Annotated in this window: 25 protein-coding genes; 17 read left to right on the top strand and 8 right to left on the bottom strand. The window is 47.4% G+C overall.

The annotated features are described in order from the left end of the window. Positions 1 to 19 precede the first annotated feature (19 nt). The 8 genes from E7747_RS14330 (at position 20) to E7747_RS14295 (ending at position 6510) form a co-directional block, all read left to right on the top strand. Entirely contained in the window at positions 20 to 613 is a 594-nt protein-coding gene (locus E7747_RS14330; protein WP_123615210.1) for a PASTA domain-containing protein, read from the top strand. Between the two features lie 3 nt (positions 614 to 616). After that, positions 617 to 1723 (top strand): RluA family pseudouridine synthase, encoded by a 1107-nt coding sequence (locus tag E7747_RS14325; protein ID WP_136416687.1) that lies wholly within the window; start codon positions 617 to 619, stop codon positions 1721 to 1723. A gap of 245 nt (positions 1724 to 1968) precedes the next feature. Then, positions 1969 to 2847 carry a cell division protein FtsX gene (locus tag E7747_RS14320; RefSeq protein WP_123615208.1) on the top strand — a complete coding sequence of 293 codons (879 nt, stop codon included), beginning with the start codon at positions 1969 to 1971 and terminating at the stop codon, positions 2845 to 2847. Positions 2848 to 2861: 14 nt separating this feature from the next. Then, the gene (locus tag E7747_RS14315; RefSeq protein WP_136416685.1) at positions 2862 to 3155 is read left to right on the top strand and encodes a DUF3098 domain-containing protein; all 294 of its coding nucleotides are present in this window, start codon (positions 2862 to 2864) and stop codon (positions 3153 to 3155) included. 26 nt (positions 3156 to 3181) lie between these two features. Further along, positions 3182 to 4000 carry an undecaprenyl-diphosphate phosphatase gene (locus tag E7747_RS14310; RefSeq protein WP_123615206.1) on the top strand — a complete coding sequence of 273 codons (819 nt, stop codon included), beginning with the start codon at positions 3182 to 3184 and terminating at the stop codon, positions 3998 to 4000. Between the two features lie 15 nt (positions 4001 to 4015). Beyond that, the gene (gene truB / locus E7747_RS14305) at positions 4016 to 4765 is read left to right on the top strand and encodes a tRNA pseudouridine(55) synthase TruB (protein ID WP_136416683.1); all 750 of its coding nucleotides are present in this window, start codon (positions 4016 to 4018) and stop codon (positions 4763 to 4765) included. 55 nt (positions 4766 to 4820) lie between these two features. Further along, a complete protein-coding gene (queA, locus tag E7747_RS14300) occupies positions 4821 to 5873 on the top strand; it encodes a tRNA preQ1(34) S-adenosylmethionine ribosyltransferase-isomerase QueA (protein ID WP_136416681.1) in 1053 nt (350 codons plus the stop codon). 70 nt (positions 5874 to 5943) lie between these two features. Continuing rightward, a complete protein-coding gene (locus E7747_RS14295; protein WP_136416679.1) occupies positions 5944 to 6510 on the top strand; it encodes an IMPACT family protein in 567 nt (188 codons plus the stop codon). Between the two features lie 10 nt (positions 6511 to 6520). Here E7747_RS14295 and rsgA read toward each other — a convergent pair whose 3' ends face one another. The 7 genes from rsgA to E7747_RS14260 all read right to left on the bottom strand — a co-directional run bounded on the left by rsgA (position 6521) and on the right by E7747_RS14260 (position 11272). Continuing rightward, positions 6521 to 7468: a ribosome small subunit-dependent GTPase A gene (gene rsgA, locus E7747_RS14290; protein WP_136416677.1), complete on the bottom strand. Its 948-nt coding sequence runs from the start codon at positions 7466 to 7468 to the stop codon at positions 6521 to 6523. A 45-nt stretch (positions 7469 to 7513) separates the two neighbouring features. Further along, the gene (locus tag E7747_RS14285) at positions 7514 to 8392 is read right to left on the bottom strand and encodes a tetratricopeptide repeat protein (protein WP_136416675.1); all 879 of its coding nucleotides are present in this window, start codon (positions 8390 to 8392) and stop codon (positions 7514 to 7516) included. Positions 8393 to 8442: 50 nt separating this feature from the next. Then, positions 8443 to 9297: an AraC family transcriptional regulator gene (locus E7747_RS14280; protein WP_136416673.1), complete on the bottom strand. Its 855-nt coding sequence runs from the start codon at positions 9295 to 9297 to the stop codon at positions 8443 to 8445. Positions 9298 to 9578: 281 nt separating this feature from the next. Next, the gene (locus tag E7747_RS14275) at positions 9579 to 9800 is read right to left on the bottom strand and encodes a putative signal transducing protein (RefSeq protein ID WP_136416672.1); all 222 of its coding nucleotides are present in this window, start codon (positions 9798 to 9800) and stop codon (positions 9579 to 9581) included. Positions 9801 to 9845: 45 nt separating this feature from the next. Beyond that, positions 9846 to 10436 (bottom strand): endolytic transglycosylase MltG, encoded by a 591-nt coding sequence (gene mltG / locus E7747_RS14270; RefSeq protein ID WP_228449183.1) that lies wholly within the window; start codon positions 10434 to 10436, stop codon positions 9846 to 9848. After that, positions 10340 to 10921 carry a hypothetical protein gene (locus tag E7747_RS14265; RefSeq protein ID WP_136416668.1) on the bottom strand — a complete coding sequence of 194 codons (582 nt, stop codon included), beginning with the start codon at positions 10919 to 10921 and terminating at the stop codon, positions 10340 to 10342. Before E7747_RS14265 ends, mltG begins: the two co-directional genes overlap by 97 nt. Before the next feature lie 15 nt (positions 10922 to 10936). Then, entirely contained in the window at positions 10937 to 11272 is a 336-nt protein-coding gene (locus tag E7747_RS14260; RefSeq protein ID WP_123614535.1) for a MerR family transcriptional regulator, read from the bottom strand. Between the two features lie 354 nt (positions 11273 to 11626). Here E7747_RS14260 and E7747_RS14255 point away from each other — a divergent pair, with 354 nt between their 5' ends. The 6 genes from E7747_RS14255 (at position 11627) to E7747_RS14230 (ending at position 19528) form a co-directional block, all read left to right on the top strand. Further along, positions 11627 to 12226: a carboxypeptidase-like regulatory domain-containing protein gene (locus tag E7747_RS14255; protein WP_136416666.1), complete on the top strand. Its 600-nt coding sequence runs from the start codon at positions 11627 to 11629 to the stop codon at positions 12224 to 12226. After that, positions 12175 to 12354: a hypothetical protein gene (locus E7747_RS14250; RefSeq protein ID WP_136416664.1), complete on the top strand. Its 180-nt coding sequence runs from the start codon at positions 12175 to 12177 to the stop codon at positions 12352 to 12354. Before E7747_RS14255 ends, E7747_RS14250 begins: the two co-directional genes overlap by 52 nt. A gap of 142 nt (positions 12355 to 12496) precedes the next feature. After that, positions 12497 to 13567, top strand: a complete 1071-nt coding sequence (locus E7747_RS14245) for an IS110 family RNA-guided transposase (RefSeq protein ID WP_055301324.1) — start codon at positions 12497 to 12499, stop codon at positions 13565 to 13567. A gap of 329 nt (positions 13568 to 13896) precedes the next feature. Beyond that, positions 13897 to 15975 (top strand): TonB-dependent receptor, encoded by a 2079-nt coding sequence (locus tag E7747_RS14240; RefSeq protein WP_136416662.1) that lies wholly within the window; start codon positions 13897 to 13899, stop codon positions 15973 to 15975. 28 nt (positions 15976 to 16003) lie between these two features. Continuing rightward, complete coding sequence (locus E7747_RS14235; RefSeq protein ID WP_136416661.1) at positions 16004 to 17995, top strand: choice-of-anchor J domain-containing protein; 1992 nt, start codon at positions 16004 to 16006, stop codon at positions 17993 to 17995. A 234-nt stretch (positions 17996 to 18229) separates the two neighbouring features. After that, the gene (locus E7747_RS14230) at positions 18230 to 19528 is read left to right on the top strand and encodes a histidine-type phosphatase (RefSeq protein WP_136416659.1); all 1299 of its coding nucleotides are present in this window, start codon (positions 18230 to 18232) and stop codon (positions 19526 to 19528) included. Positions 19529 to 19607: 79 nt separating this feature from the next. Here E7747_RS14230 and E7747_RS14225 read toward each other — a convergent pair whose 3' ends face one another. Next, entirely contained in the window at positions 19608 to 20066 is a 459-nt protein-coding gene (locus E7747_RS14225; RefSeq protein WP_123614532.1) for a hypothetical protein, read from the bottom strand. Between the two features lie 252 nt (positions 20067 to 20318). Between E7747_RS14225 and E7747_RS14220 the strand changes: the two genes are divergently transcribed. From E7747_RS14220 to E7747_RS14210, 3 genes are all read left to right on the top strand, one after another. Then, the gene (locus E7747_RS14220) at positions 20319 to 20969 is read left to right on the top strand and encodes a 50S ribosomal protein L25/general stress protein Ctc (protein ID WP_136416657.1); all 651 of its coding nucleotides are present in this window, start codon (positions 20319 to 20321) and stop codon (positions 20967 to 20969) included. A 155-nt stretch (positions 20970 to 21124) separates the two neighbouring features. Further along, entirely contained in the window at positions 21125 to 21688 is a 564-nt protein-coding gene (pth, locus tag E7747_RS14215; RefSeq protein WP_123614530.1) for an aminoacyl-tRNA hydrolase, read from the top strand. A gap of 9 nt (positions 21689 to 21697) precedes the next feature. Then, entirely contained in the window at positions 21698 to 22120 is a 423-nt protein-coding gene (locus E7747_RS14210; RefSeq protein ID WP_136416655.1) for an RNA-binding S4 domain-containing protein, read from the top strand. Positions 22121 to 22150: the final 30 nt, after the last annotated feature.

The raw sequence follows: 22150 nt of genomic DNA, 5'->3' as shown, positions 1-22150 counted from the left end.
ATGTATAATTCATAGATATATGAAAAGAATTCTCCTCCACATTGGGCTGATGTTTCTGGTGGCTATTGTCATTGGATGGCTTGCTATGATGTGGCTTGATGTCTGGACCCGTCACGATGACACGATTGTAGTTCCGACTGTTAAGTCCCTCACTTATGACGATGCTACCCGCCGGCTTTCCGAGGAGGGGCTTGTCGCTGTCCTGAGCGATTCTGTCTACGATAAATCGACTCGCCCGGGAACTGTGATCGACCAGAATCCTAAAGTCGGGACAGTTGTGAAGGAAGGCCGAGAAATCTATCTTACCATCAATGCCTTTTCTCCTAAGATGGTGACCATCCCCACTCTGACCGACATATCGGTGCGTCAGGCAAAGTCAATCCTTGAGGGTCTTGAAATCAAGAATATCGTCGAGAAGCGAATTCCAAGCGACTTCAAGGATCTTGTGCTTGGGGTCTATTATAAAGGGCATCGTCTCTCTCCCGGTGCACGCGTGCCGGTAAATGCAACTGTGGAACTTGAAGTCGGCCAAGGTGTGAACGATACTATTGTTGCCGACGACAGTATCGGCGAAGCCTCTGATTCAATCGAACATCTCAATCTTTTTGAATAGAGGATGGAAGAGTTTGATAAAGATTTTCCGGCTGACGATATGCAGGATTTCGATATTGAGCCGGAGATGGAGACAGACGGTGCTGGAACTGTCGACTGTGCAGGGACGGAGATGTATGAACATTTCCGTTTCGTGGTCGACAAAGGGCAGCAGCTCCTTAGGGTTGACAAATATCTTGTCACCCGAATGGAAAAATCATCGCGCAACCGCATCCAGCAGGCCGCCGATGCAGGTTGCATTCTGGTCAATGGCAAAGCCGTGAAGTCAAACTATCGTGTCAAGCCTCTTGACACGATACAGATAGTGATGGACCGTCCGCGTTATGAACTTGAAATCATCCCGGAGGATATCCCGCTTGACATCGTGTATGAGGATGATGCGCTGCTCGTCGTCAACAAACCTGCCGGACTTGTGGTGCATCCCGGTCACGGAAACTATTCGGGTACGCTTGTCAATGCTCTCGCATGGCACTTCCGCGACAATCCTGATTATGATGTTAGCGATCCGAGACTTGGGCTTGTCCATCGTATTGACAAGGACACATCCGGTCTGCTTGTCGTTGCCAAAACGCCGGATGCGAAAACCCATCTTGGACGGCAGTTTTTCAATAAGACGACGAAGCGGGAATACAATGCCCTCGTGTGGGGTGTGCCGGACCCGAAAAAAGGCCGTATCGAAGGAAATATCGGACGGAACCCCAAAGACCGGCTGCAGATGGCCGTATTGCCCGATGATGATCCGTCAGGCAAGCATGCAGTCACCCACTATGAGGTTCTTGAGGATTTCATCCATGTTTCATTGGTGAAATGTGTGCTTGAGACGGGACGTACGCATCAGATACGTGTACACATGCGTCATATCGGGCATCCGCTGTTTTCAGACGCACGCTATGGCGGTGACGTGATACTTCGTGGCGAGCGTAGCGGCTCATATCAGAAATTTGTGGGAAACTGTTTCGCTTTATGCCCTCGTCAGGCTCTGCATGCACGTACGCTTGGCTTTGTTCATCCGGATACAGGTGAAGAGATGTTTTTCACGGCTCCTATTCCTGCCGACATGACTGCGCTTATTGAAAAATGGCGGTCTTATGTCATGACAACAGTTCGGTAATTTTTGAGCAGGCATAGCTGTATCGCACTGATACACAATAGTTTGCATTGATATTGAATTGTTGTTGTATCTTATTGATATCCAATTGAATATGCAAATTTTACCGAACTATTGTCATGAAGTAGGTTGGTTTTCTGTCTGAATCCACGGGATTGAAGCCTAATTTTGAACTTTGTTGTTAAAATTTGGTTAAATCTCTTGACATTAGCTTCGGTCGGTTGTATTTTTGCACTTTAATATTTATCATGGCTAAAAAGCGTCATCATTTAATTCCGTTGTTCACCACTCGTGCGACCGCGACACTCTCTGTCGCGTTGGTGCTTTTCATACTTGGACTTGCTTCTTTCATGGGGATAGCTGCCCACAATGTGACGCAAGGGATAAAGGAAAATATGGGATTCGTTGTGCTCTTCAATGAAGATGTGACAGCTTCCGACATCAGTTCTGTAAAGACGAAAATTGAAAAAATGGGTGGAGTCCGTACGACTGTCTACTCGTCGCCTGACGCAGTTCTCGACCGCTGGCAAAAAATGGTAGGAGAGGAGGAAGACATAGTGCGCCTTGCCGGCGTGAATCCTTTTGTCGGGGAGCTTGAGGTGAAGGTTTTACCTGAATATGCCTCAAATGACAGCATCGCCCTTCTTACATCTCCCATCATGCTTATGCCTCAGGTTAGCGAGATTAAAGTTCACACAGCTCTTGTTGACCGCGTGAATTCTTCGTTGCGAAGCCTGTCGCTTGCGCTTGTCTTTGTTGCAGTTGCACTCCTTACGGTATCATTTATCCTGATATTCAATACTGTCCGTCTGACTGTCTATGCCCGTAGGTTTACCATATATACGATGAAACTTGTTGGCGCTACCGGAGGCTTTATCCGTCGGCCATTCCTTGCCGATAATATTGTCAACGGTTTTGTCGCAGGGGTGATAGCGTCATTGGCTCTTGTCGCTACGGTGTGGTATGGACGTACGTATGAGGCTGAACTTGGAGAATTCCTTAGCTGGGAAATTGTTGTGCTTGTCCTCGTCGGTATGATACTGACAGGTATGCTGATTTGTTTTATCGCTGCTATTTTTGCGGCAAACCGCTATTTGCGGTTATCATATGATGAAATGTTTAAATAAATATATCTTTTAATATGGCTTATAAACCTGCTCCGAAGCGCGACGAGAATGAGTCGCGCCTGTTGAAAGAAAACGAAAGCTGCCTTCCGTTACTGAAAACCAATTTTATTCTTATGGCCATAGCGGGGATTCTCATTGTGGCAGGCTTTTGCCTGATGACCGGCGGAGCCACAGACTGGAATGCCTTCAATCCTGACATCTTCTCTACACGGCGTGTCGTTGTCGGACCGTCGATTGCATTTATCGGTTTCATATTCATGGGGTTTGCAATTATGTATAGTCCCAAGGGCAAAGAAAACAATGATTAAATTTTATCTGAAATAATAATACAGAAATGGATTGTATTGACGCTCTTATTTTAGGCATAGTCCAAGGACTTGCCGAATACCTGCCTATCAGTAGCAGTGGACATCTTGAAATTTTCCGCGAAATTCTTGGCTTGAAGCTGGAAGGCTCTGATGCTCTTGAATTTGATATTGTGCTGCATGTGGCTACTGTCCTGAGTACTATTGTTGTGCTATGGAATGAATTTGTCCCTCTTTGCAAGTCTTTCTTTACTATTGCGCGTGATGACAAATTTTTCTATGTCTGCAAAATTCTTCTGTCATGTATACCGGTTGCTATTGTCGGTCTGTTCTTTAAAAGTTTTGTAGAGCAATTTTTCGGTGATGGTCTTACAGTAGTTGGCTGCTGTCTTTTTGTCACTGCGATTCTTCTTTCGTTTGCCTATTTCTTTAGGAATCCGCAACGCGAACGAATCGAAGGTGTCAAAGGCCACGACATCACATGGGCTGATGCTTTCATTATCGGTTGCGCACAGGCTGTGGCCGTTCTTCCGGGACTTAGCCGTTCGGGTACTACTATTGCCACAGGTCTGCTTCTTGGCGACAAGCGCGACAAGATTGCGCAATTCTCCTTCTTCATGGTTATTATCCCTATTCTTGGAGAGGCCCTTTTGAGCACAAAGGATCTGATAGCCGGAGAAGGTGTAGGCGCTGCTGTCGGGACATGGCCTTTGGTCATCGGATTTTTAGCATCGTTCATTGTCGGCTGTATCGCTTGCAAATGGATGATTAATATTGTGAAGAAAGGTAAACTTATCTGGTTTGCTCTCTACTGTCTCTGCGCAGGTGTGCTCTGCCTCGTATGGTAAAATTTTGAAGATGTCATGGATTTCGTAACAGGTGAAATACTTTATATTGACAAACCTCTCGAATGGACTTCGTTTGATGTGGTGAAACGTCTTCGTGGCGTGTTGCTCCATCGGCTACACCGAAAGAAGTTCAAGGTCGGTCATGCAGGGACTCTTGACCCGCTCGCTACCGGGGTAATGGTAGTGGTGACAGGCCGTGCGACAAAGCTTATCGAGTCTCTGCAGGCCGGGGTAAAGGAATATGTCGCTACAATCAAACTTGGTGCGACCACTCCGTCGTTTGACCTTGAAACTGAAATTGATGCAACTTATCCTACGGAACATATCACGCTTGACCTTATCCGAGAGATTCTCCCTCGTTTTATTGGGCGTATAGAGCAGACCCCTCCGGCATTCTCGGCATGTAAAGTCGATGGCAAACGTGCCTATAATATGGCTCGAAAAGGCCATGAAGTGGAACTTAAGCCAAAAGTGCTTGTCATAGATGAGATGGAACTGTTGGATTTCAATGCCGCCGACATGACATTGACCCTTCGTATTGTATGCAGCAAAGGCACATATATCCGTGCAATTGCCCGCGATCTTGGTGAGGCATTAGGTTCTGGCGGACATCTCATCGGTCTGCGTCGTACCCGTGTGGGTGATGCTGTGATTGACAATTGTCTGACGGTCGAGCAGGCCGTTGAGCTTATTCGTACTGTCGAAATCTCTTTCCCTGATGACGATGAGGCTGGAAGCGCTCTTCCCGCTTCGACTGGGAACTGATTTTGCACTTTGATATATTTGGTAATTCAGAAGAAAAATAAGATAATTTTTTAGCATGAAGCTTTCTCAATTCAAATTCCGTCTACCCGACGAACTCATAGCGCAGCGCCCCGCGCCTGAGCGCGACCAGTCAAGAATGATGGTTGTCAACAGACGTACAGGAGAAATCGAACATAAGATTTTTAAAGACATTATTGACTATTTTGATGACGGGGATTTATTTGTCTACAATGACACTATGGTTTTCCCTGCCCGTCTCTATGGTAACAAGGAAAAGACGGGAGCTCGCATCGAGGTATTCCTGCTTCGTGAGTTGAGCGCTGAAAATAAGCTATGGGATGTCCTCGTAGAGCCTGCCCGCAAGATTCGTATTGGAAATAAGTTGTATTTTGGTGATGACGAGTCAATGGTGGCGGAAGTTATAGACAACACTACATCGCGCGGCCGTACTCTCCGTTTCCTCTACGATGGCCCTCATGAAGAATTCAAGAAAGAACTTTATAAGTTAGGCACTACTCCGCTTCCTTACTATATAAACCGTGAACCTGACGAGGAGGATGCAGAGCGTTTCCAGACCATATTCGCCCGCAAAGAAGGCGCTGTGATTGTTCCCGGGGCCGGACTTCATTTTTCCCGTGAACTTCTGAAGCGTCTTGAGATTAAGGGTGTCAACCTAGGCTTCATAACGATTCACAGCGGGCTCGGAAACTACCGCGAAATTGATGTGGAGGACCTTACGAAACACCGTATGGATTCGGAAGAGATGGAAGCGAGCGAGGAACTTGTTGACCTCGTGAATGCAACTAAGGACGGCGGCCATCGTGTCTGTGCGGTAGGCACATCTGTTTTACGTGCTGTGGCAAGTGCCGTGAGCATGGGCGACCACATGAAGACATATTCTGGCTGGACTAATAAGTTCATCTTCCCTCCCTATGATTTTTCAGTGACAGATGCCCTTGTGTCCAATTTCCATCTGCCTTATTCAACAATGCTCATGATGGTTGCGGCTTTCGGAGGTTATGACCTTGTGATGGATGCCTACAAGAAAGCTGTCAAAGAGGGTTATAAATTCGGCGTTTATGGCGACGCTATGCTTATCGTTTCTTGATTGTATTTATTAGTAATTGGCTAATTACCTGACAATATCATCGCAGAGTGAAGCGGCTTTTCGTGAAAAGATGAGCCGCTTCATCTCTTTTGCCATTCCTGTCACTTCTGCAGAGGAAGCCAAGGAATATGTGGCTCTTTATACAAATGAATATCATGATGCGCGACATGTCTGTTGGGCATATATGATAGGTTCTGACCGCAAAGAATATCTGTCGTCTGACAACGGCGAACCGTCGGGAACGGCGGGGAAGCCTATACTCGGACAGATAAATTCATTCGGCCTCACTAACATTGTTATAATAGTGGTGAGATATTTCGGAGGTATAAAACTTGGCACATCCGGCCTGATAGCGGCTTATCGTGAAGCTGCACGTCTGGCTATAGAAGCTGCAGAAATAATAGAGGGAAAGGATATGACCACATTGGGTTTCACTTTCCCTTATCTTGCCATGAACGATGTCATGAAACTGCTTAAGGCTCAAAATTCCCCCGGAGGCCGTGAGGTCGTAAAGATCATATCACAGGAGTTTGACAATACCTGTTCGATTTACATCTCGCTTCCGCTTGACCTCCTTCCCGAACTTAGCTCGCGGATTTCTGCTATTTCCGGAACATCGCTATTGACTGAAGGCTAAAAATCCTTATTCAGAACTTTTTCCTATATTTGTCCTCCTCTGAATCGTCAAGGATTGAAAGATACGACGAGTATCGGGATTCTGAGATAAGATGGTTTTCGAGTGCCTCGCGGACAGCACATCCCGGTTCATGCGTGTGGGTGCAGTTGCCGTAACGGCATTCAGCGCCGATTTTGAAAATTTCAGGGAAAAAATGGCTCACCTCATGCTTGTCAAACTCCAATGTGCCGAACCCTTTTACTCCCGGAGTGTCGATGATGTAGCTTTTATCGTCCATGCCGGGGATTTCAAACATCTCAGAGAACGTTGTGGTGTGCATTCCTGTGTCGTGTGTGTCTGATATTTCGGATGTCGCAAGTTCCAGCCCCGGGATAAGGTCGTTGATAAGAGTTGATTTCCCTACTCCTGAATTGCCTGAGAAGAGGGTTGTTTTCCCATTGAGCTGAGAGCGCAGGACATTTATTCCCTCTCCTGTTTTTGCCGACAGTCTGACTACGGGATATCCGATTGATTCATAGAGATAGCTTATTGCATCCAGATATTCCATTGCCTCGGCATCATCTTCGATAAGGTCTATTTTGTTTATGACTAATATGGCCGGGACGCGATATGCCTCGGCTGTTGCGAGAAAACGGTCGATAAAAGTAGTCGATGTGACTGGATGAAAAAGTGTGACCACAAGACATACTTGATCTATATTGGCGGCCAGAATGTGACCTTGTTTTGACAGATTTGTAGCCTTGCGGATAATGTAGTTGCGGCGAGGTTCAATGGCTGTTATGTAGTTTGTCTCGTCCTTATCGCCGGTAATGGTCACTCGGTCTCCTACGGCAACCGGATTGGTTGTGCGTATCCCTTTCAGCCGGAAGTTTCCTTTTATCTTGCAGCTCATATTTGTTCCGTTGTCGGTGCGTACAAGATAGTTGCTGCCTGTATTTTTGATTACTGTTCCTGTCATAGACTGTAAATTTTAAGTAGACTCTTCACCCTTCAGCTAAATTTGCTATTTTCGTTTGGGCATAGTGTCCGAAATCTGATTGCTTAAGAATTGTGTAGCGCGTGTTTTATCGACACCGAGCTCCACGGCTTTTCGTGCATCGGCCTCGGCATCAGCCGGACGGTAGCGCATCTTATTTAACGCCGCACGATATAGATAAAGTTCACCGTCAGCCGGTGTGATGGCCAATGCCGAATTAATGTCGTCGGATGCTTCTTGGAGAGAGCCGGTAAGCAGGTAGCAGTATGCGCGCCCGCTGTAATATTCAGGGTCTTTCCTTTCAAGCAGGATTCGGCTGTAATACGGAATTGCTCCGGCAAAATCTCCTGTGCCGCTGCGGACAGCTGCTCCCGCTATTTCGGTTTCTATCTTCCCGGGAAAATTCTGTTCCATAAATTCCATATCAGACTTAGCGGTGCGGAAGTCATGGCGGCGGAGTGCATACAGACATCGCGGCAGTCTTGCCGATATTTCAAGGGAGTCAAGTTCGATGATTCGGCTGTAGTCAAGGTAGGCTTCCTCGTCATATCCATTGGCTGCAAGCACTTTCGCCCTGTTTGATAGTATGGTGACTGAGGCCGGGGCCATTGAATGTGCGTCGTTAAGAGTCGCTATGGCAAGGGAGTCTTGTCCCATATTGAAACGTATTATACCGAGGTTTGAAATCAGAAGTACGTTTGATGGATTTGCAGGTTCTGCCCGTAGAGCTTCTACAAGTGCGTTTTCAGCTTCGTGCCAGAGTCCCTCTGCGCAAGCCTTGTCTGCTTCGTCAATTTTTTTGAAATAGAGCGACTCGGTTTCATTTTCTGATGCTTTCGCAGCGAGAGGAGCGAACAATAGTGCTGATATAATGAATGTTGACGAGATAATTTTAATGATTGACATTGCTTGGATGGAGAGTTGTGACATGATGGGGATTATATGAATTTTCGTCTCTATGATTCGGATATGCGGTTGCGGTATTCACGCGGTGACAGTCCGGTGAGATGCTTGAAATATTTCCCAAAAAACGATTGGTTTGAAAAATTCAGTGCGACGCTGATTTCCTGAATGTTCATGCCGGTTGTACGTAGCAGGAGCTTTGCTTCGAGTATGACTCTATGGTCAATCCATTCGCCGGCCGTTTTTCCGCTGATTTCTTTAAGTACGGCAGAAAGATGTTTGGGTGTTACAAAAAGCTTTTCGGCATAGAAATTCACCGCGCGCTCGGTCTTGAAATTAGCCTCTATCAGATCAATGAACTGCGAAAGAAGTTCTTCGCGGCGTGAATTATGTCTGGTGTTGTTTACACGTGAGGCATATATGCCGAGTGTGTTATAAAAAAGAACTTCGCACATCGAGCTTAGGGCCATTTTATTGAAAAGTCTGTCGGACGATTTGATCTGCCGTTGTAGCATCGCATATATCAGCGTCTGTGTCTCAAGCTCCTCAGCTGTGATTTCGATAATCGGATTGGCATTGTAATGAATGCTGTATGGAATCACATAGTGAAGTGAGGGCAGGATGTCGTTGATTTTTTCCTCTTGCGCTACGATGAAAAATCCATCGAAATCGTCACTTTGTCTGCATTGGCTGATGATGTGTCCCGGTCTGAGCACCATGATTGAGCTTGGCCCCATGCGTCTTGGCGCTACATCGATTACTGCTGAGATCTCACCTTGTTTGCAGACGGCGAGCAGCATGCTGTCAAGCCGTGAGGGGAAACTGACTGAAGGTATGTCTGACAATGAGCGGAAAACGCTGATCATCTCTGTTCTTGATACCGGAGGTGTGGTGGGAGGCATACTCATCGGGAATACGTTCGAAGCTAAGGACTGTGTGGGTTGATAGATAGGGTTTAGGTGGCGTTGAAATGTTACAGATAATACCGATGGCGTTATCGTTCGGAGGCGGATGTTAAATTGCCTTTTAATATTGTTGATGACAGGTCTATTGTCTCTGCAAAGTTACGAAAACTTTTTCGAAAAAGTGGTCATTTTTACCGATTTTAAGTCTGGCTGTTTCCGAATTTTACTGTAAGGATGCTCAATCTGCTTGAATCCGGAAACGAGTCTGAACTTCTATACTCGGTTTATCCGCAGTCACCGTCATTGGATTCTTTAAGCAGCTCGATTGCACGACCGGCATCTCTTTCGTTGACCATAAGATTTACTTCCGACAATCCTGACAATGGGGCCGGGTAGAACGAGTCCATTGCCTGATTGTCGATTACAGAGCGTATTCCGTTGGCTTCGAGCATTCCCTGTGCGATTGATGCTGATATTGTGTCCGGGAAAGAGGCGATTGATTTCATGAGGAGGATTCTTAAGTTGAATTTTTGAATGGATTCTATATTGTCCTAACGTATACCGCGTCGGTTAAGTTCTGCCTGATAGCGACGGGCATTTGCCTGATGTGTAGCATAGTCCGATGCAAAATTGTGGTATCCTGAAAAATCCTCCTTCGCACACATATATATATAATTGTGATTTGGGGCATTTAGGACGGCATCGAGAGTCGATGAGGCCGGGACACGGATAGGTCCCGGCGGGAGACCTGATATTTTATACGTATTGTAAGGCGATTCGATTGCAAGATGCTTGCCGGTGATGCGACGGAGCGAGAAGTCTCCGGATGCGAATTTTACGGTTGGATCTGCCTGAAGTTTGATGCCTTTCTGTAGGCGGTTTAAATAGAGGCGTGCCACTTTGGGCTTTTCATCGGTTTTTGCAGTTTCCTCTTCGACGATTGACGCTATGGTTGCGACTTCAGCCGGGGTCAGTCCGAGTCTGGCAGCTTTGCTTCGTCGGCTCTTGTCCCAGAATCTGTTACGATAATCCAATAGCCGGCGGACTATGTTTCTCGGCGATGCACTCCAATAAAACTCGTAGCTGTCAGGAATAAAGGCCGCGGGATATGTTGCCCGTGTGAAACCGCTGTCGGGGAGCACTTCGTCGCAAGCTTCGATAAATTCTTCGGGCTACACTGGAGCTGGGCTGCGATGCGTTCTGACAGTTGCTTCATGGTGCGTGTCCCGTTAAATCTTACCTCTACAGGAGTCTGCCGTCCCAGAGCTACGCGACGGCTTATGTTGAGTGCACTCTGCCCGGGAGAAACTTTATATGCTCCTTGTGATTTTTCGGAATTTCCGCCCATGAGTTTCCATATAATATAGACTCTTGTTCCCATTGATGATCCGAGATTTGATTTCATGGAGTCTTTCACGGCAGCCTGTGAAATTCCTTTTGGGATGTAGATCCATTCGTTGTCTGTATCTGAGCCGGAATATGGTATAAACACAAATGCGAGCACAGATATTCCTGTCACGAATATGGCTATCCCTGCAATCAGCAATCCGAGGGAGTGCCTGTAGAACCACGACTTCTGTTTCTTCTTTTTGCCTTTGGATTTTGTTGATGATTGTCTTGTTGCCATGATTGACCGGTAGGGTTATCGGAGTTTATGGAGTGAGTCGAGCATTTCCTGAAGGGTAGCTCTGATTTTTTTTAGCTTTTCGACGGTTTCAAATTTCTTGACAACGCCGTCACGGTTGCGTTTTAGCTCTTCTTGAGCCGCTTCAAGCTTCATGCCCTTGTCTTTGACAAGATAGGCAATCATGCGGATTGCTTCTATGTCGCGTGGAGTATAAAATCGTGTCCCACGGTCGTTGCGGCGTGGATTGATGGTCGGGAAATGGTTTTCCCAGAAACGCAGGGTTGACATAGGCAGCCCAAGCATTTCAGAAACCTCGCTGATTTTGTAATATTTTTTACTTGTTATGTCCATCCGTCGTGAAAAATCTTGGCAAACTTAGTCATAAAAACTGAAAAATGCAAAATAGGATACATCTCTCATTGTATCGTGATATAATAGATTATTTGGCCGGTATCAGAGCGCTTTTGCCATTGAACTATCGATGAGATGGCTTATTTTGGGCAATTTCATGATAATTTAACAAGATTCTTTAACATAAATCTAAATTATTACGTAAATTTGTAAAAAGTTTCAAACAGTATCAAAGCGTGTGTGATGTTTTTTATCTAAAAACGGTTTGAGTCCTTAAATTTTAGAACTACAGGTAACGCAAATATCAATCATTTAATTCCAATCATTTATTAACCATCCAAGCAAATTAGTTCTATGATTAGGAGACTTATTCTCTTAGCAGTGGCCCTTATGCTGACATGTGTGTCGGCTGTGGCTGCCCCTAACGACATTAAGTGCAGCGGTGTACTTGTCGCGGAAGATGGCGAGCCCATTATTGGTGCTACCATTTCAGTGCCCGGTACTAAAATCGTGGCGACGACAGATGTCGACGGGCGTTTTACCCTGACCGTTCCCAAGGGTAAGGAAATCCATGTTAATTACATCGGTTACAAACCTCTCAACCTCATTGCAAGCTCCAATCTCGGAGAAATCAGAATGGAAGTGGAGTCACAGATGCTCAGTGACGTCGTTGTGACCCAGTCAATCGCACGTACGCGTCGCACTCCGGTGGCAGTTTCGGCAGTCGACGCTGCTACACTTGACATAAAGCTCGGCAATCAGGAGCTTCCTGAAGTCCTCAAGACCACTCCCGGCGTATGGGCGACAAAGGACGGCGGCGGTTTCGGCGATGCCAAGATCAACATCCGTGGCTTCAAGTCGTCAAACACCGCCACAATGGTCAACGGTGTCCCGTCAACGATATGGAATGGGGCGGTATCTACTGGTCTAACTGGTCAGGTCTCGGCGACGTGATTTCGTCGATGCAGGTTCAGCGCGGTCTCGGAGCCACAATCATTTCCTCGCCCTCATTTGGTGGTACTATCAACATGGTCACCAAAGGTCTTGATTCAAAGAAAGTCACTATGTTTGCATCAGATTAGCTGACGGGGCGCTCAACGGGGGCTGTCTGCCCCCTTGCCGCTAAGGCTTCCCCGAGAGGAGTGAGGAGAAAAGATAGACGTAAGGGCAATTGCATGTAAATTTGTAAAAGCAAAATACATTAACAGCAAAACCGATACGTCTATGGTACAAAGTAACAAAAAAGATTTCAGCGGACAAAATATCTCTATTGGTATCGACGTCCATCTGAGAACATGGAGTGTCACGGTGCTCACCCCCTCTGGTTTTATGCGCACTCATACTCAAAAGGCTTCGGCCAAAGAGCTCTTTGAACATTTGAACAAGCATTATCCTAACGGTAGCTACCATGCAGCCTACGAGACGGGGTTTTCGGGCTTCTCGACCTATTATGCCCTGACTGAGCTTGGTATAAAATGCACCGTGGTACATGCGGCTGACGTTCCGACCACCCAGAAGGAAAAGGTCTCGAAGTCAGACCCGGTGGATTCAAAAAAGCTGGCCAAAGCCCTTATGCGCGGTGAGCTCGGCAGTGTGTACATTCACTCGAAGGACAGCCTCGATGACCGTGCGCTGGTACGCCACCGCGCCACTATTGTGAAGCTTTCCGGCGGCATAAAATCCAGAATCAAGCATCTGCTGTACAACAACGGCGTGGAGTACCCCGAAGAATATTTCCGAAGCAACCGCCACTGGACAAGAAGTTTCATAACGTGGTTGCAGAATGACGTGCGGTTGCTCTCCGACACACGGGTCTCGCTTGACCTGCTCATTGCCGAGGTACTCCATTACAGGGAACGCCTCCTTGATGTGAACCGCAGATTGCGCTCGCTGGCGCGCAGCGACAGGTATGCCGAGAAATACGGCATCCTGATGTCGGTTCCAGGCATTGGTTCGACAATTGCCATGAGCCTGCTTACCGAGATTGACGACATCGGTCGCTTCAGTAACCAGCGCCAGTTCGCATCGTTCCTCGGACTCGTGCCGATGATGTCGTCAAGCGGCGACAAGGAATACGTCGGTGAGAAGACTTTCCGGGGAAACAAATTCCTCGGTCCAAAAATAGTCGAGGCCTCATGGATAGCCATACGGCACGACGCGGAACTCTCCGCAAAGTTCGGCGCATTGTGCACCCGCGGAATGAAGTCGCAGGAAGCCATAATCCGGATAGCCCGCAAGCTCTCCAACATAATATTTTCCGTACTGAAATCAAACCGCAGATATGAATGCCGTTAGATAATGCGACACTCAAAAGTCTTATAGGCAAATACAGTAAGACGGCTACTCTCGCCTCCTTGATGAGCCTTGGCTGCATCTAAAAGAAAGGTTGTGGCGTCTTTCCTATTATGCTGAATAAGTAAACTGTCAGCCCGATGGGGCGTGACTGATAGAAGTTTGCCTGATAGGACTTTTTTAACTACAAGGCATTTCGGGCTCTAACCGATTGCCGGTTATTTGATTGGGGCAGAGGCCTCGATCATGACTCTTTTGTGCCTACACAATTGGCACAGAAACATAAGCAATTGATTTTTAACGTTAATCTTTTCTAAATCTCAACGAGAATTTTGGAATACAACATAGAAGGTGGCACTGCATGGTACGGCCTCGGCAACGACAACTCGATGAACTACGGTATTTCATTCTCGACCGGCCTGATGAAGAATGGCTGGGCCATGACCTTCCTCGGTTCGCGTAAGACCGGCGACGGATATGTGCAGGGTACGGACTATGAGCAGTTCAACTACTTCTTCAATATCTCCAAGCGTCTCAACGATAAGAACCAGATTTCACTCACCGTGACAGGCGCACCCCAGACCCACTACAAGCGCAGTTCTCAGGACGGTCTTTCGGTTCAGGGATGGCAGGATGTAGCCAACTTTATGCCCAAGGGTCAGGCTTACCGCTATAATCCGACCTACGGTTTCGGACTCAACGGCGAGCGTAAGACATCGCAATACAATGTCTACAACAAGCCTGTCGCGATGCTCAACCACGTATGGCAGATTAACCACAAGTCGTCACTCTCATCTGTTGTCTATGCCTCTATCGGTACAGGCTACGGTTCAAGTGGTCAGGCTTCCACCAGCAGTCTGCGTAACTATTGGTATGGCTCAAGCAACGGTAATCTTAACTGGAATACATACGAAAACAACGGTGTGACTTACCATTTCCGCCATCCCAACGGCCAGTTTGCCTACGACCAGATTCAGCTCATGAACCAGAACAGCACCACCGGTTCACTCATGGTGATGTCAAACTCTGTCAACAACCACAAATGGTTTGGCGGTATCTCCAACTACAAGAACGAGATTAACGACCATCTCTCTGTCACTGCCGGTGTCGACATCCGTTACTACTATGGCGAGCATACAAATGAGATTTCCGACCTCTACAACGGCGCATACTTCATTGATAACGCCAACCGTGCGTCGGCTACAAACCGCCGTACTTTCGCTACCGAGGCTGAAAAGCTCGCTTATCAGAACCAGAAACTCGGTGTCGGCGATGTGGTTTACCGCAACTGGGACAGCCGTATCTGGCAGGAGGGTCTATATGCACAGGCAGAATATCAGGCTTTCGACAAGAAACTCAACGTTGTGCTTGCCGGTGCTGTCAACCTTAACACCTACACACGCTATGAGCATTTCTATGCTAACGAAGAGGATAGCGAATCACCGTCGAAGACCTTCTTCGCAGGCAATATCAAGGCAGGTGCAAACTACAACATTGACCGCCACAACAACGTCTTCATCAACGGCGGTTACATCACACGCGCTCCCTACCTCCAGTATGGCGTGTTCGTTTCTCCCGCCAACTCCAATGCCATCAACCCCAATCCAAAAAACGAGAAGGTTCAGGCAGTCGAGGTCGGCTATGAGTACCATTCACCCAAGTTCACAGCCCAGCTCAACGGCTACTACACCATGTGGAAGGACCGTACGCTCATCACTTCTGGTACGCTTTCCTATGACAATGACCGTTACACAGCCACAATGAACGGTGTCGACTCGCGCTATATGGGTGTCGAACTCAACTTCGTCTATAAGCCCGTCAAATGGTTCGAGCTTTCAGGTATGTTTGCCTGCGCTGACAATACATGGCAGAACGACCCTGTCGGTTATTACTACAACAGTTCAGGTCAGGCTCTCGCAAGTCTCGGCGACCGCAATGTCCCTGCGACCATCACTACTCCGCTTTCGCCCGACCATCTTTTCGCCACAATCGACCAGAAAGGTATAAAGGTCGGTGGTTCGGCTCAGATGACAGGCGCTCTCGGCGTTCAGTTCCGCCCCTTCAACGGTTTCCGTATCGGTGCTGACTGGACATGCAATGCACGCAACTTCAGCGACTTCTCGCTCTCAAACAACAGTAGTGTCTCTATTGCCCCCGGACAGACTCTCAAGATTTCCGAGCCATGGGAAATCCCCTTCGGCAATCAGCTCGACCTCAATGCAAGCTATAATTTCCCGATCACCGAAGGTGTGCGCTGCACATTCCAGGCCAACGTCTACAACGCATTCAACAACTACTACATCATGGATGCCTATACAGACTACAGCTCGGTCGGCACATGGGAAAACGCCTATCGTATTTTCTACAGCACCGGACGCACATTCAACCTCCGTGTGAAACTTCATTTCTAATCAAGCACCATACTCATAAACAACAGACATGAATAAGAATATTTTTAACGCCTTCATTGTCGGCTCTCTCGCTATGGGTCTGGCAAGCTGCAGCGAAAATAGCTGGAACGACCACTATCTCGATGGCTTCGAAGGTGGTGTAGACTATGATGATGCTGTCGAGGGTACTTACGCGCTCACTGCTGCCGACTATTCCTCGATCGCTTCCATCATGCAGGGAAAGGCTACGACTGATGAAGAAAAAGCTGCTGCCAAAGCCATCGGTACAAAGCTTTATTTTGACAAGTTTGGCATTTATCCCGCTCAGGTCGCTCTTCCGGGTTTTCTTGACACCTCGTCGTTCCCTTATTATCTTGCGTCAAACGGTTCGGTGGTCGACATAACATATCAGGAAGCGTCTGAGGTTCCTGCCGAACTCACGGCCCTTGCCGGAGCAAAGGCCTACACGGTGACAGCTGCCGACTATAAGACCGTATGGGGCAGTGATGAAAATTACATCAAGGGTTTTGCTCCTGTCGCTCCTGCCGCGTCTAATCTTCCCGCTATCCTTGCCGTGGCCCTGCCCGATGTTGATGCGGATACCTATGCGGTTGTCAGCTATGAAGAAGCTTCGACCAATCCTGTTTTTGGCAATATTTCCGATGAAGGCCCGAAAGTATATATCGATGAGACCTTTGCTGAAGGTTTCGGCGATTTTACCATCGAGAATGTGATAATACCTGAAGGGTCTACCTATGTATGGAAACATGACACATACAAGGACGATTCCTATCTTAAGGCAAGCGGATTTGTAAATAAGGCATGCCGCGTTTCCGAAGGTTGGGTAATCTCGCCCGAAGTGGCGCTTTCAGCTAAGGCCAATGCTGTCCTGTCGTTCGAGCAGGCATGGAATAAGTTCGGTTCTCTTGAAGAAGCCAAGAATGAAGCCACGGTGTGGGTTCGTGTTAAGGGCGGTTCATGGAATCAGCTTACCGCAAAAGAGATTCCTGCCAATGACAGCTATACATTCTATCCTACCGGCGATATTGATCTCTCGGCCTATAACGGAAAGACTGTTCAGATTGGTTTCTGCTATAAGAGCACAGAGCAGAGCGCAGGAACATGGGAGCTGAAGAATCTCAAGTTGCAGGATGGCGGCCAGAGCTCACGCAGCAGCCGTGCTGTCGCAGCGGAAGTCCCCACTGAGGCCAAAAACGCCGTTTATGCCTACAATGGCAGCAAATGGGCCGTGGCTGAAGGAGTGGTAGTCCTCAATCCTTCCGATTATACAGCTATGGGCTTCAGCAACAATAAGCTGACTGACCCTGAAATCTTCATCCCGCTCTATCTCCGCAACAAACTTCCGTATGCTCTGAGTGGAGCTCAGGAATATGTGGTCTATAACGGCACAAAGGCCGACCTTTTCGTTTTCGACGGTACTAAGTGGACTCTCAACAACAATGGTCTTGAAACAGTAACCGGACGTTTCCAGAAGAAGGACAATGTATGGTCGTTTGTAAAGTATGTCGGAAAGGCTATCTTCTCTGAATTTAATGAGGCCGAGATTATCCGCGACCGCACATATCTGCTTGTCTCGGGAGACATCTGTGCTGTACCCGTGAACAAGAGCAGCAATTACGGCTATCTCCAGGCTTCGTCAATCACGATTTCTGGTGGTCAGATTGTAGAGAAGAGCGATGTCAATGGCTTCACCTTCGCCGCATCGTATGAAGACGATGATAAGAACGTGACTCAAGCGCCTGACGGACAGTTCCTCCTCCGTGATTCAAACGGACGTTACCTTTACATGTCTGGCACTTATTCAAGCGCCAACCTTTCGGCTGCCCCGACCATTAATGATGGTAAGATTGCAGACCAGTATCTCTGGACAGCCACTCCCAACGGCGACGGTACATGGTCGATAAAGAACGTTGGCAACAACCGCGTGATGGCATACTCAAGCAACTACGGCAGCTTCGGTGTCTACGAGTCACTGGGAGCCAACGATGTTTGCCCGAGCCTCTACATCCTTGGTGAATAATCAGTCAACCCGGCCCGGAGTCTGATGGCTTTGTCGGATTGGCCTTCGGGTCTACGATAAATGACGGTGCGTGACCGCTATGCGGAACGCACCGTCTGTTTTTATGATACCTTTGTTTTTCTTAACTTTTATACGCTTTTGGCGAACCATTGTCAGATTTCTCTTGTTAGTTTGATAGTTGAATTTGAAGAATTTCTTTGGAAACAACAATCTTCTTATCAAAATCTGTTCATTATGAAAAATTTATTTTCATCAGTCATCGCATTGATGCTGCTTGGCGTTCCCGGCGTGATTTCTGCCCAGGCCCAGCGCAGCAAGGAATTCAAAGACAAGTACCAGCTCAAAGAAGCTGTGGTGTTGAGCCGTCACAATATCCGTTCTCCTTTATCGGACAGTAAGAGTGTCCTTGGTCGCATGACTCCTCACAAATGGACTGAATGGAGCGCCGGTAAAAGCGAGCTGACATCGCGCGGCGGTGTGCTTGAGACCATGATGGGGCAATATTTCCGCAAATGGCTTGTGGACGCAGGCATGTTTCCTGAAAACTATGTCCCGACGGCTGATGATATAAACGTGATTGCAAATTCGATGCAGCGTTGTATCGCTACTGCCCAGTATTTTTCGTCGGGTTTCATGCCGGTCGGCGGAATCAAGGTCAATCATCGTTACACTCCAAGCAAGATGGATCCGCTTTTCAATCCGCAGCTGACAAAAGTCAGTCCTGAATTTGTCAAGGAAGCTATGGCGCAGATAAATGCGATGGGCGGAAAGAAAGGTATAGTAGGCATTAACGAGGCCATCGCTCCGGACTATGCTCTTATGACCGAGGTGCTTGACGTGAAGGATTCGCCTATGGCAAAAAGCGGTGATCCGAAACTGAAGGCTCTTGATAATTATAATACGGAAATCGTGCTTGAAAAATGGGCAGAGCCTTCGATGAAATCCGGGTCGGCGCTCAAGGAACTTAATTCGGCGAGTGATGCGTTCATACTTCAATATTATGAGGAACCGGACAGCATGAAAGCCGCATTCGGCCATAACCTCACCCGAGAGGACTGGGCTAAGCTCGCACATGTCAAGGATACATATCAGGACGTATTGTTCACCGCCCCGATAGTCGCCGCCAACGTGGCGAATCCTCTGATTAAGTATATGTATGACGAATTGCGTTCGCCTGACCGCAAATTCACGTTCCTTGTCGGACACGACAGCAATCTTTCGAGTGTGGCGACAGCTCTTGGGATTGAGGAATATGAATTGCCGGAGGCTATTGAAAAGAAAACGCCCATCGGATCAAAGATCGTCATAGAGAAATTCGTAGGCCCTGACGGAGAAGAGTATGCGGATATAAATATCGTCTATCAGTCGGTTGACCAGCTGCGTGATATGGAGCTGCTTGACCTTAATAATCCTCCGCAGATTTATCCTCTGTCGTTCAAAGGATTGTCAAAAAATGCCGATGGCTTGTATAAGATGTCGGATGTGGCATCGAGATTCGAACAAGCCTTGAAGGCATACGAGGCTATTCCTTAAGGGAAATATATTACTAAAAAAGACAGCCGCCGTCCAAGTCTGAGCAACTTGGATGGCGGCTGCTTTTTATGGGATGATATCAGTTGGCGAGGGAGTAGAGAGTCTGATAGCTGTATTCGGCATCAGGATAATGATATGGATCATACGTGGTGACATAAGAGGAGAATTTGAACGGTGAAAGCTGGTCAATGGCCCAGTATTCGTGTCCGACACCTTGAATGTACAGATGGATGACGGTCGGGTCATAAGGAGAGAAATCCCATTGGAAGTAGCGGGTCTGTTGCTGATAGCCATATATGTCGTCCTCATAGTAGCTTTCCCAGACACCTTCACCGTCGCCATAGAAATCCCAGTAGTCAGACGAATAATATTCCTGTCCGTCCGGATAGAATCCGCCGGCTTCTGCATACCATGTCGTGGAAGTGAGGTTATAGTATATATCGTTTTCGATATTGTCGTCATCTTCGCATGATGTAAGGAATAAAGGCAATGTAACTATGGCAATCAGGTATATCGCTGCTCTTGAAATCTTTTTCATTGTTGGTATGGCTGTTTTTTGTGATGCTATTATTGTTGTTGAACTATGGTCTGCAAAGGTAACTGAAAGGATGGAATATAAAACTCTGTCGGGAATGCAATTTTAGTTAAAGTTTGTGAACGGAATAGCTGCGTGGCGCGAAAAATTTGTAACTTTGCAGTCGCTTTTTAGCATCCCCGTGTGATGGGAAATTAAGAGCAAGTCAAATTACAACTTAATTTTTAGTAACACAATTTTTTAATCCAATCAGAAATGAAGACATTTCAACTGACCGCCGAACCCCGTACCGGTCTCGGCAAGAAGGCTGCCAAGGCTATCCGCAAGGAAAACAAAATCCCCGTAGTGCTCAATGGTGGCGAAATCATCAACCTTCCTTATGACAAGGAACTCAAGGCCGGTGAAAAAATCGTTGAAATCGGCAACGACAAGGGTCTCATCACAACTGACCTCGTAGTCTCGCAGGACGCTGTGCGCAAGCTCGTGTACACTCCCGATATCTACGCTATCGAACTTACCGTTAACGGTGAAACCCGCATGGCTGTCCTCAAAGATATCCAGTTCCATCCTGTAAAGGACACTATCATGCACATCGACCTTCTCGAAGTTAACGACAAGAAGCCCGTCGCTATTGAAGTTCCCGTTAAGCTCGAAGGCCATGCAGAAGGTGTTAAGGCCGGTGGTAAGCTCACCCTTTCAATGAAGAAAATCCGCGTTAAGGCTGTCTACACCGAGATTCCCGAACGTGTTGTCATCAATGTTGACCACCTCGGCCTTGGCAAGACCCTCCAGATTGGCGAACTACACTTCGAAGGTCTTGAACTTATGAATGCCAAGAACGCCGTTGTCTGCGCCGTTCAGCTCACTCGTGCTGCCCGTGGTGCTCAGGCCAACGCCAATTCATAAGCATATCGCTTAGCAAAGTCATAACGACAGATTTTCTCATAGTTCACATTTATTATATGTTGGCTGAGAAAATCTGCCGTTTTTTTTATTCTCAGATATTGCACTGTGAGTCTCTTTGTCTCGCCGTGGAAAATAAACTGAAAAATTATAGAAATATGAAATATCTAATTGTCGGTCTCGGGAACATCGGTCCGGAATATGCGATGACCCGTCATAATGCCGGGTTCCGGGTCGCTGATGCTCTTGCCGAGAGCGGAGGTGCGACGTTTTCCACAGAACGCTATGGCGATATAGCCCGTATGAGGGTGAAAAACGCTCAGCTTGTGATTCTGAAGCCTTCGACCTACATGAATCTTTCTGGCAACGCCGTGAGATACTGGAAGGAAAAAGAGGGCATTGAAAACGGACAGATTCTGATTGTCGTGGATGACTGTGCTCTGCCTTTCGGGGCGATCCGTATCAAGCCGCGAGGTAGTGATGCGGGGCATAACGGACTGAAAAATATCGCACAGATGCTTGAAACTCAGGATTATCCGCGGCTTAAATTCGGCATCGGTAACGATTTTCCGCGAGGTACGCAGATTGACTATGTGCTCGGCCGTTTTTCAGATGATGAAGAGAAGGCTATGGGCGCACGTATCGAGCTTGCAGTCGATGCCATCAAGACTTTTTGTCTCGCAGGCATCCAGACAGCCATGAACACTTATAACAATAAATAAGGAGTCGTTATGAATGAAGTAAGAGTTGACAAATGGCTGTGGGCCATGCGTGTTTTTAAGACACGTACTGTGGCGACAGAGGCATGCAAGAAAGGGCGTGTTTTTATTGGCAACACCGTCGCCAAGCCGTCGCGCACGATAAAGGTTGGCGATATTGTTAATGTCCGAAAACCGCCGGTGACTTATTCATTCAGGGTTCTTGCATTGGCTCAGAACCGTCTCGGAGCAAAGCTTGTGCCGGAGTATATGGAAAACATTACTCCTAAGAGTGAGCTTGATTTGCTTGAAGTCGTTAAGATTTCCGGTTTTATCGACCGTCGCAAGGGACTTGGACGTCCTACGAAACGAGAAGGCCGCGATCTTGCCCAGTTTACCGAATCGATGTCTGACGGTTGGGATATGGATTTCCTCGATGACGAGGACGACGAGTGAAATTTATCATTGTTTTACCGCTATTATAAG

This window comes from Duncaniella dubosii (assembly GCF_004803915.1).
GTDB lineage: Bacteria > Bacteroidota > Bacteroidia > Bacteroidales > Muribaculaceae > Duncaniella > Duncaniella dubosii.
The sequence above is the reverse complement of the archived record's forward strand: the minus strand, read 5'-3'. Positions and strand labels throughout refer to the sequence as shown.

Bases quoted from the DNA above. Each gene is read 5' to 3' on its own strand.
- E7747_RS14330 (WP_123615210.1), top strand. From the start codon at position 20: ATGAAAAGAATTCTCCTCCACATTGGGCTGATGTTTCTGGTGGCTATT.
- E7747_RS14325 (WP_136416687.1), top strand. From the start codon at position 617: ATGGAAGAGTTTGATAAAGATTTTCCGGCTGACGATATGCAGGATTTC.
- E7747_RS14320 (WP_123615208.1), top strand. From the start codon at position 1,969: ATGGCTAAAAAGCGTCATCATTTAATTCCGTTGTTCACCACTCGTGCG.
- E7747_RS14315 (WP_136416685.1), top strand. From the start codon at position 2,862: ATGGCTTATAAACCTGCTCCGAAGCGCGACGAGAATGAGTCGCGCCTG.
- E7747_RS14310 (WP_123615206.1), top strand. From the start codon at position 3,182: ATGGATTGTATTGACGCTCTTATTTTAGGCATAGTCCAAGGACTTGCC.
- truB (WP_136416683.1), top strand. From the start codon at position 4,016: ATGGATTTCGTAACAGGTGAAATACTTTATATTGACAAACCTCTCGAA.
- queA (WP_136416681.1), top strand. From the start codon at position 4,821: ATGAAGCTTTCTCAATTCAAATTCCGTCTACCCGACGAACTCATAGCG.
- E7747_RS14295 (WP_136416679.1), top strand. From the start codon at position 5,944: ATGAGCCGCTTCATCTCTTTTGCCATTCCTGTCACTTCTGCAGAGGAA.
- rsgA (WP_136416677.1), bottom strand. From the start codon at position 7,468: ATGACAGGAACAGTAATCAAAAATACAGGCAGCAACTATCTTGTACGC.
- E7747_RS14285 (WP_136416675.1), bottom strand. From the start codon at position 8,392: ATGTCAATCATTAAAATTATCTCGTCAACATTCATTATATCAGCACTA.
- E7747_RS14280 (WP_136416673.1), bottom strand. From the start codon at position 9,297: ATGAGTATGCCTCCCACCACACCTCCGGTATCAAGAACAGAGATGATC.
- E7747_RS14275 (WP_136416672.1), bottom strand. From the start codon at position 9,800: ATGAAATCAATCGCCTCTTTCCCGGACACAATATCAGCATCAATCGCA.
- E7747_RS14265 (WP_136416668.1), bottom strand. From the start codon at position 10,921: ATGGCAACAAGACAATCATCAACAAAATCCAAAGGCAAAAAGAAGAAA.
- E7747_RS14260 (WP_123614535.1), bottom strand. From the start codon at position 11,272: ATGGACATAACAAGTAAAAAATATTACAAAATCAGCGAGGTTTCTGAA.
- E7747_RS14255 (WP_136416666.1), top strand. From the start codon at position 11,627: ATGATTAGGAGACTTATTCTCTTAGCAGTGGCCCTTATGCTGACATGT.
- E7747_RS14250 (WP_136416664.1), top strand. From the start codon at position 12,175: ATGGAATGGGGCGGTATCTACTGGTCTAACTGGTCAGGTCTCGGCGAC.
- E7747_RS14245 (WP_055301324.1), top strand. From the start codon at position 12,497: ATGGTACAAAGTAACAAAAAAGATTTCAGCGGACAAAATATCTCTATT.
- E7747_RS14235 (WP_136416661.1), top strand. From the start codon at position 16,004: ATGAATAAGAATATTTTTAACGCCTTCATTGTCGGCTCTCTCGCTATG.
- E7747_RS14230 (WP_136416659.1), top strand. From the start codon at position 18,230: ATGAAAAATTTATTTTCATCAGTCATCGCATTGATGCTGCTTGGCGTT.
- E7747_RS14225 (WP_123614532.1), bottom strand. From the start codon at position 20,066: ATGAAAAAGATTTCAAGAGCAGCGATATACCTGATTGCCATAGTTACA.
- E7747_RS14220 (WP_136416657.1), top strand. From the start codon at position 20,319: ATGAAGACATTTCAACTGACCGCCGAACCCCGTACCGGTCTCGGCAAG.
- pth (WP_123614530.1), top strand. From the start codon at position 21,125: ATGAAATATCTAATTGTCGGTCTCGGGAACATCGGTCCGGAATATGCG.
- E7747_RS14210 (WP_136416655.1), top strand. From the start codon at position 21,698: ATGAATGAAGTAAGAGTTGACAAATGGCTGTGGGCCATGCGTGTTTTT.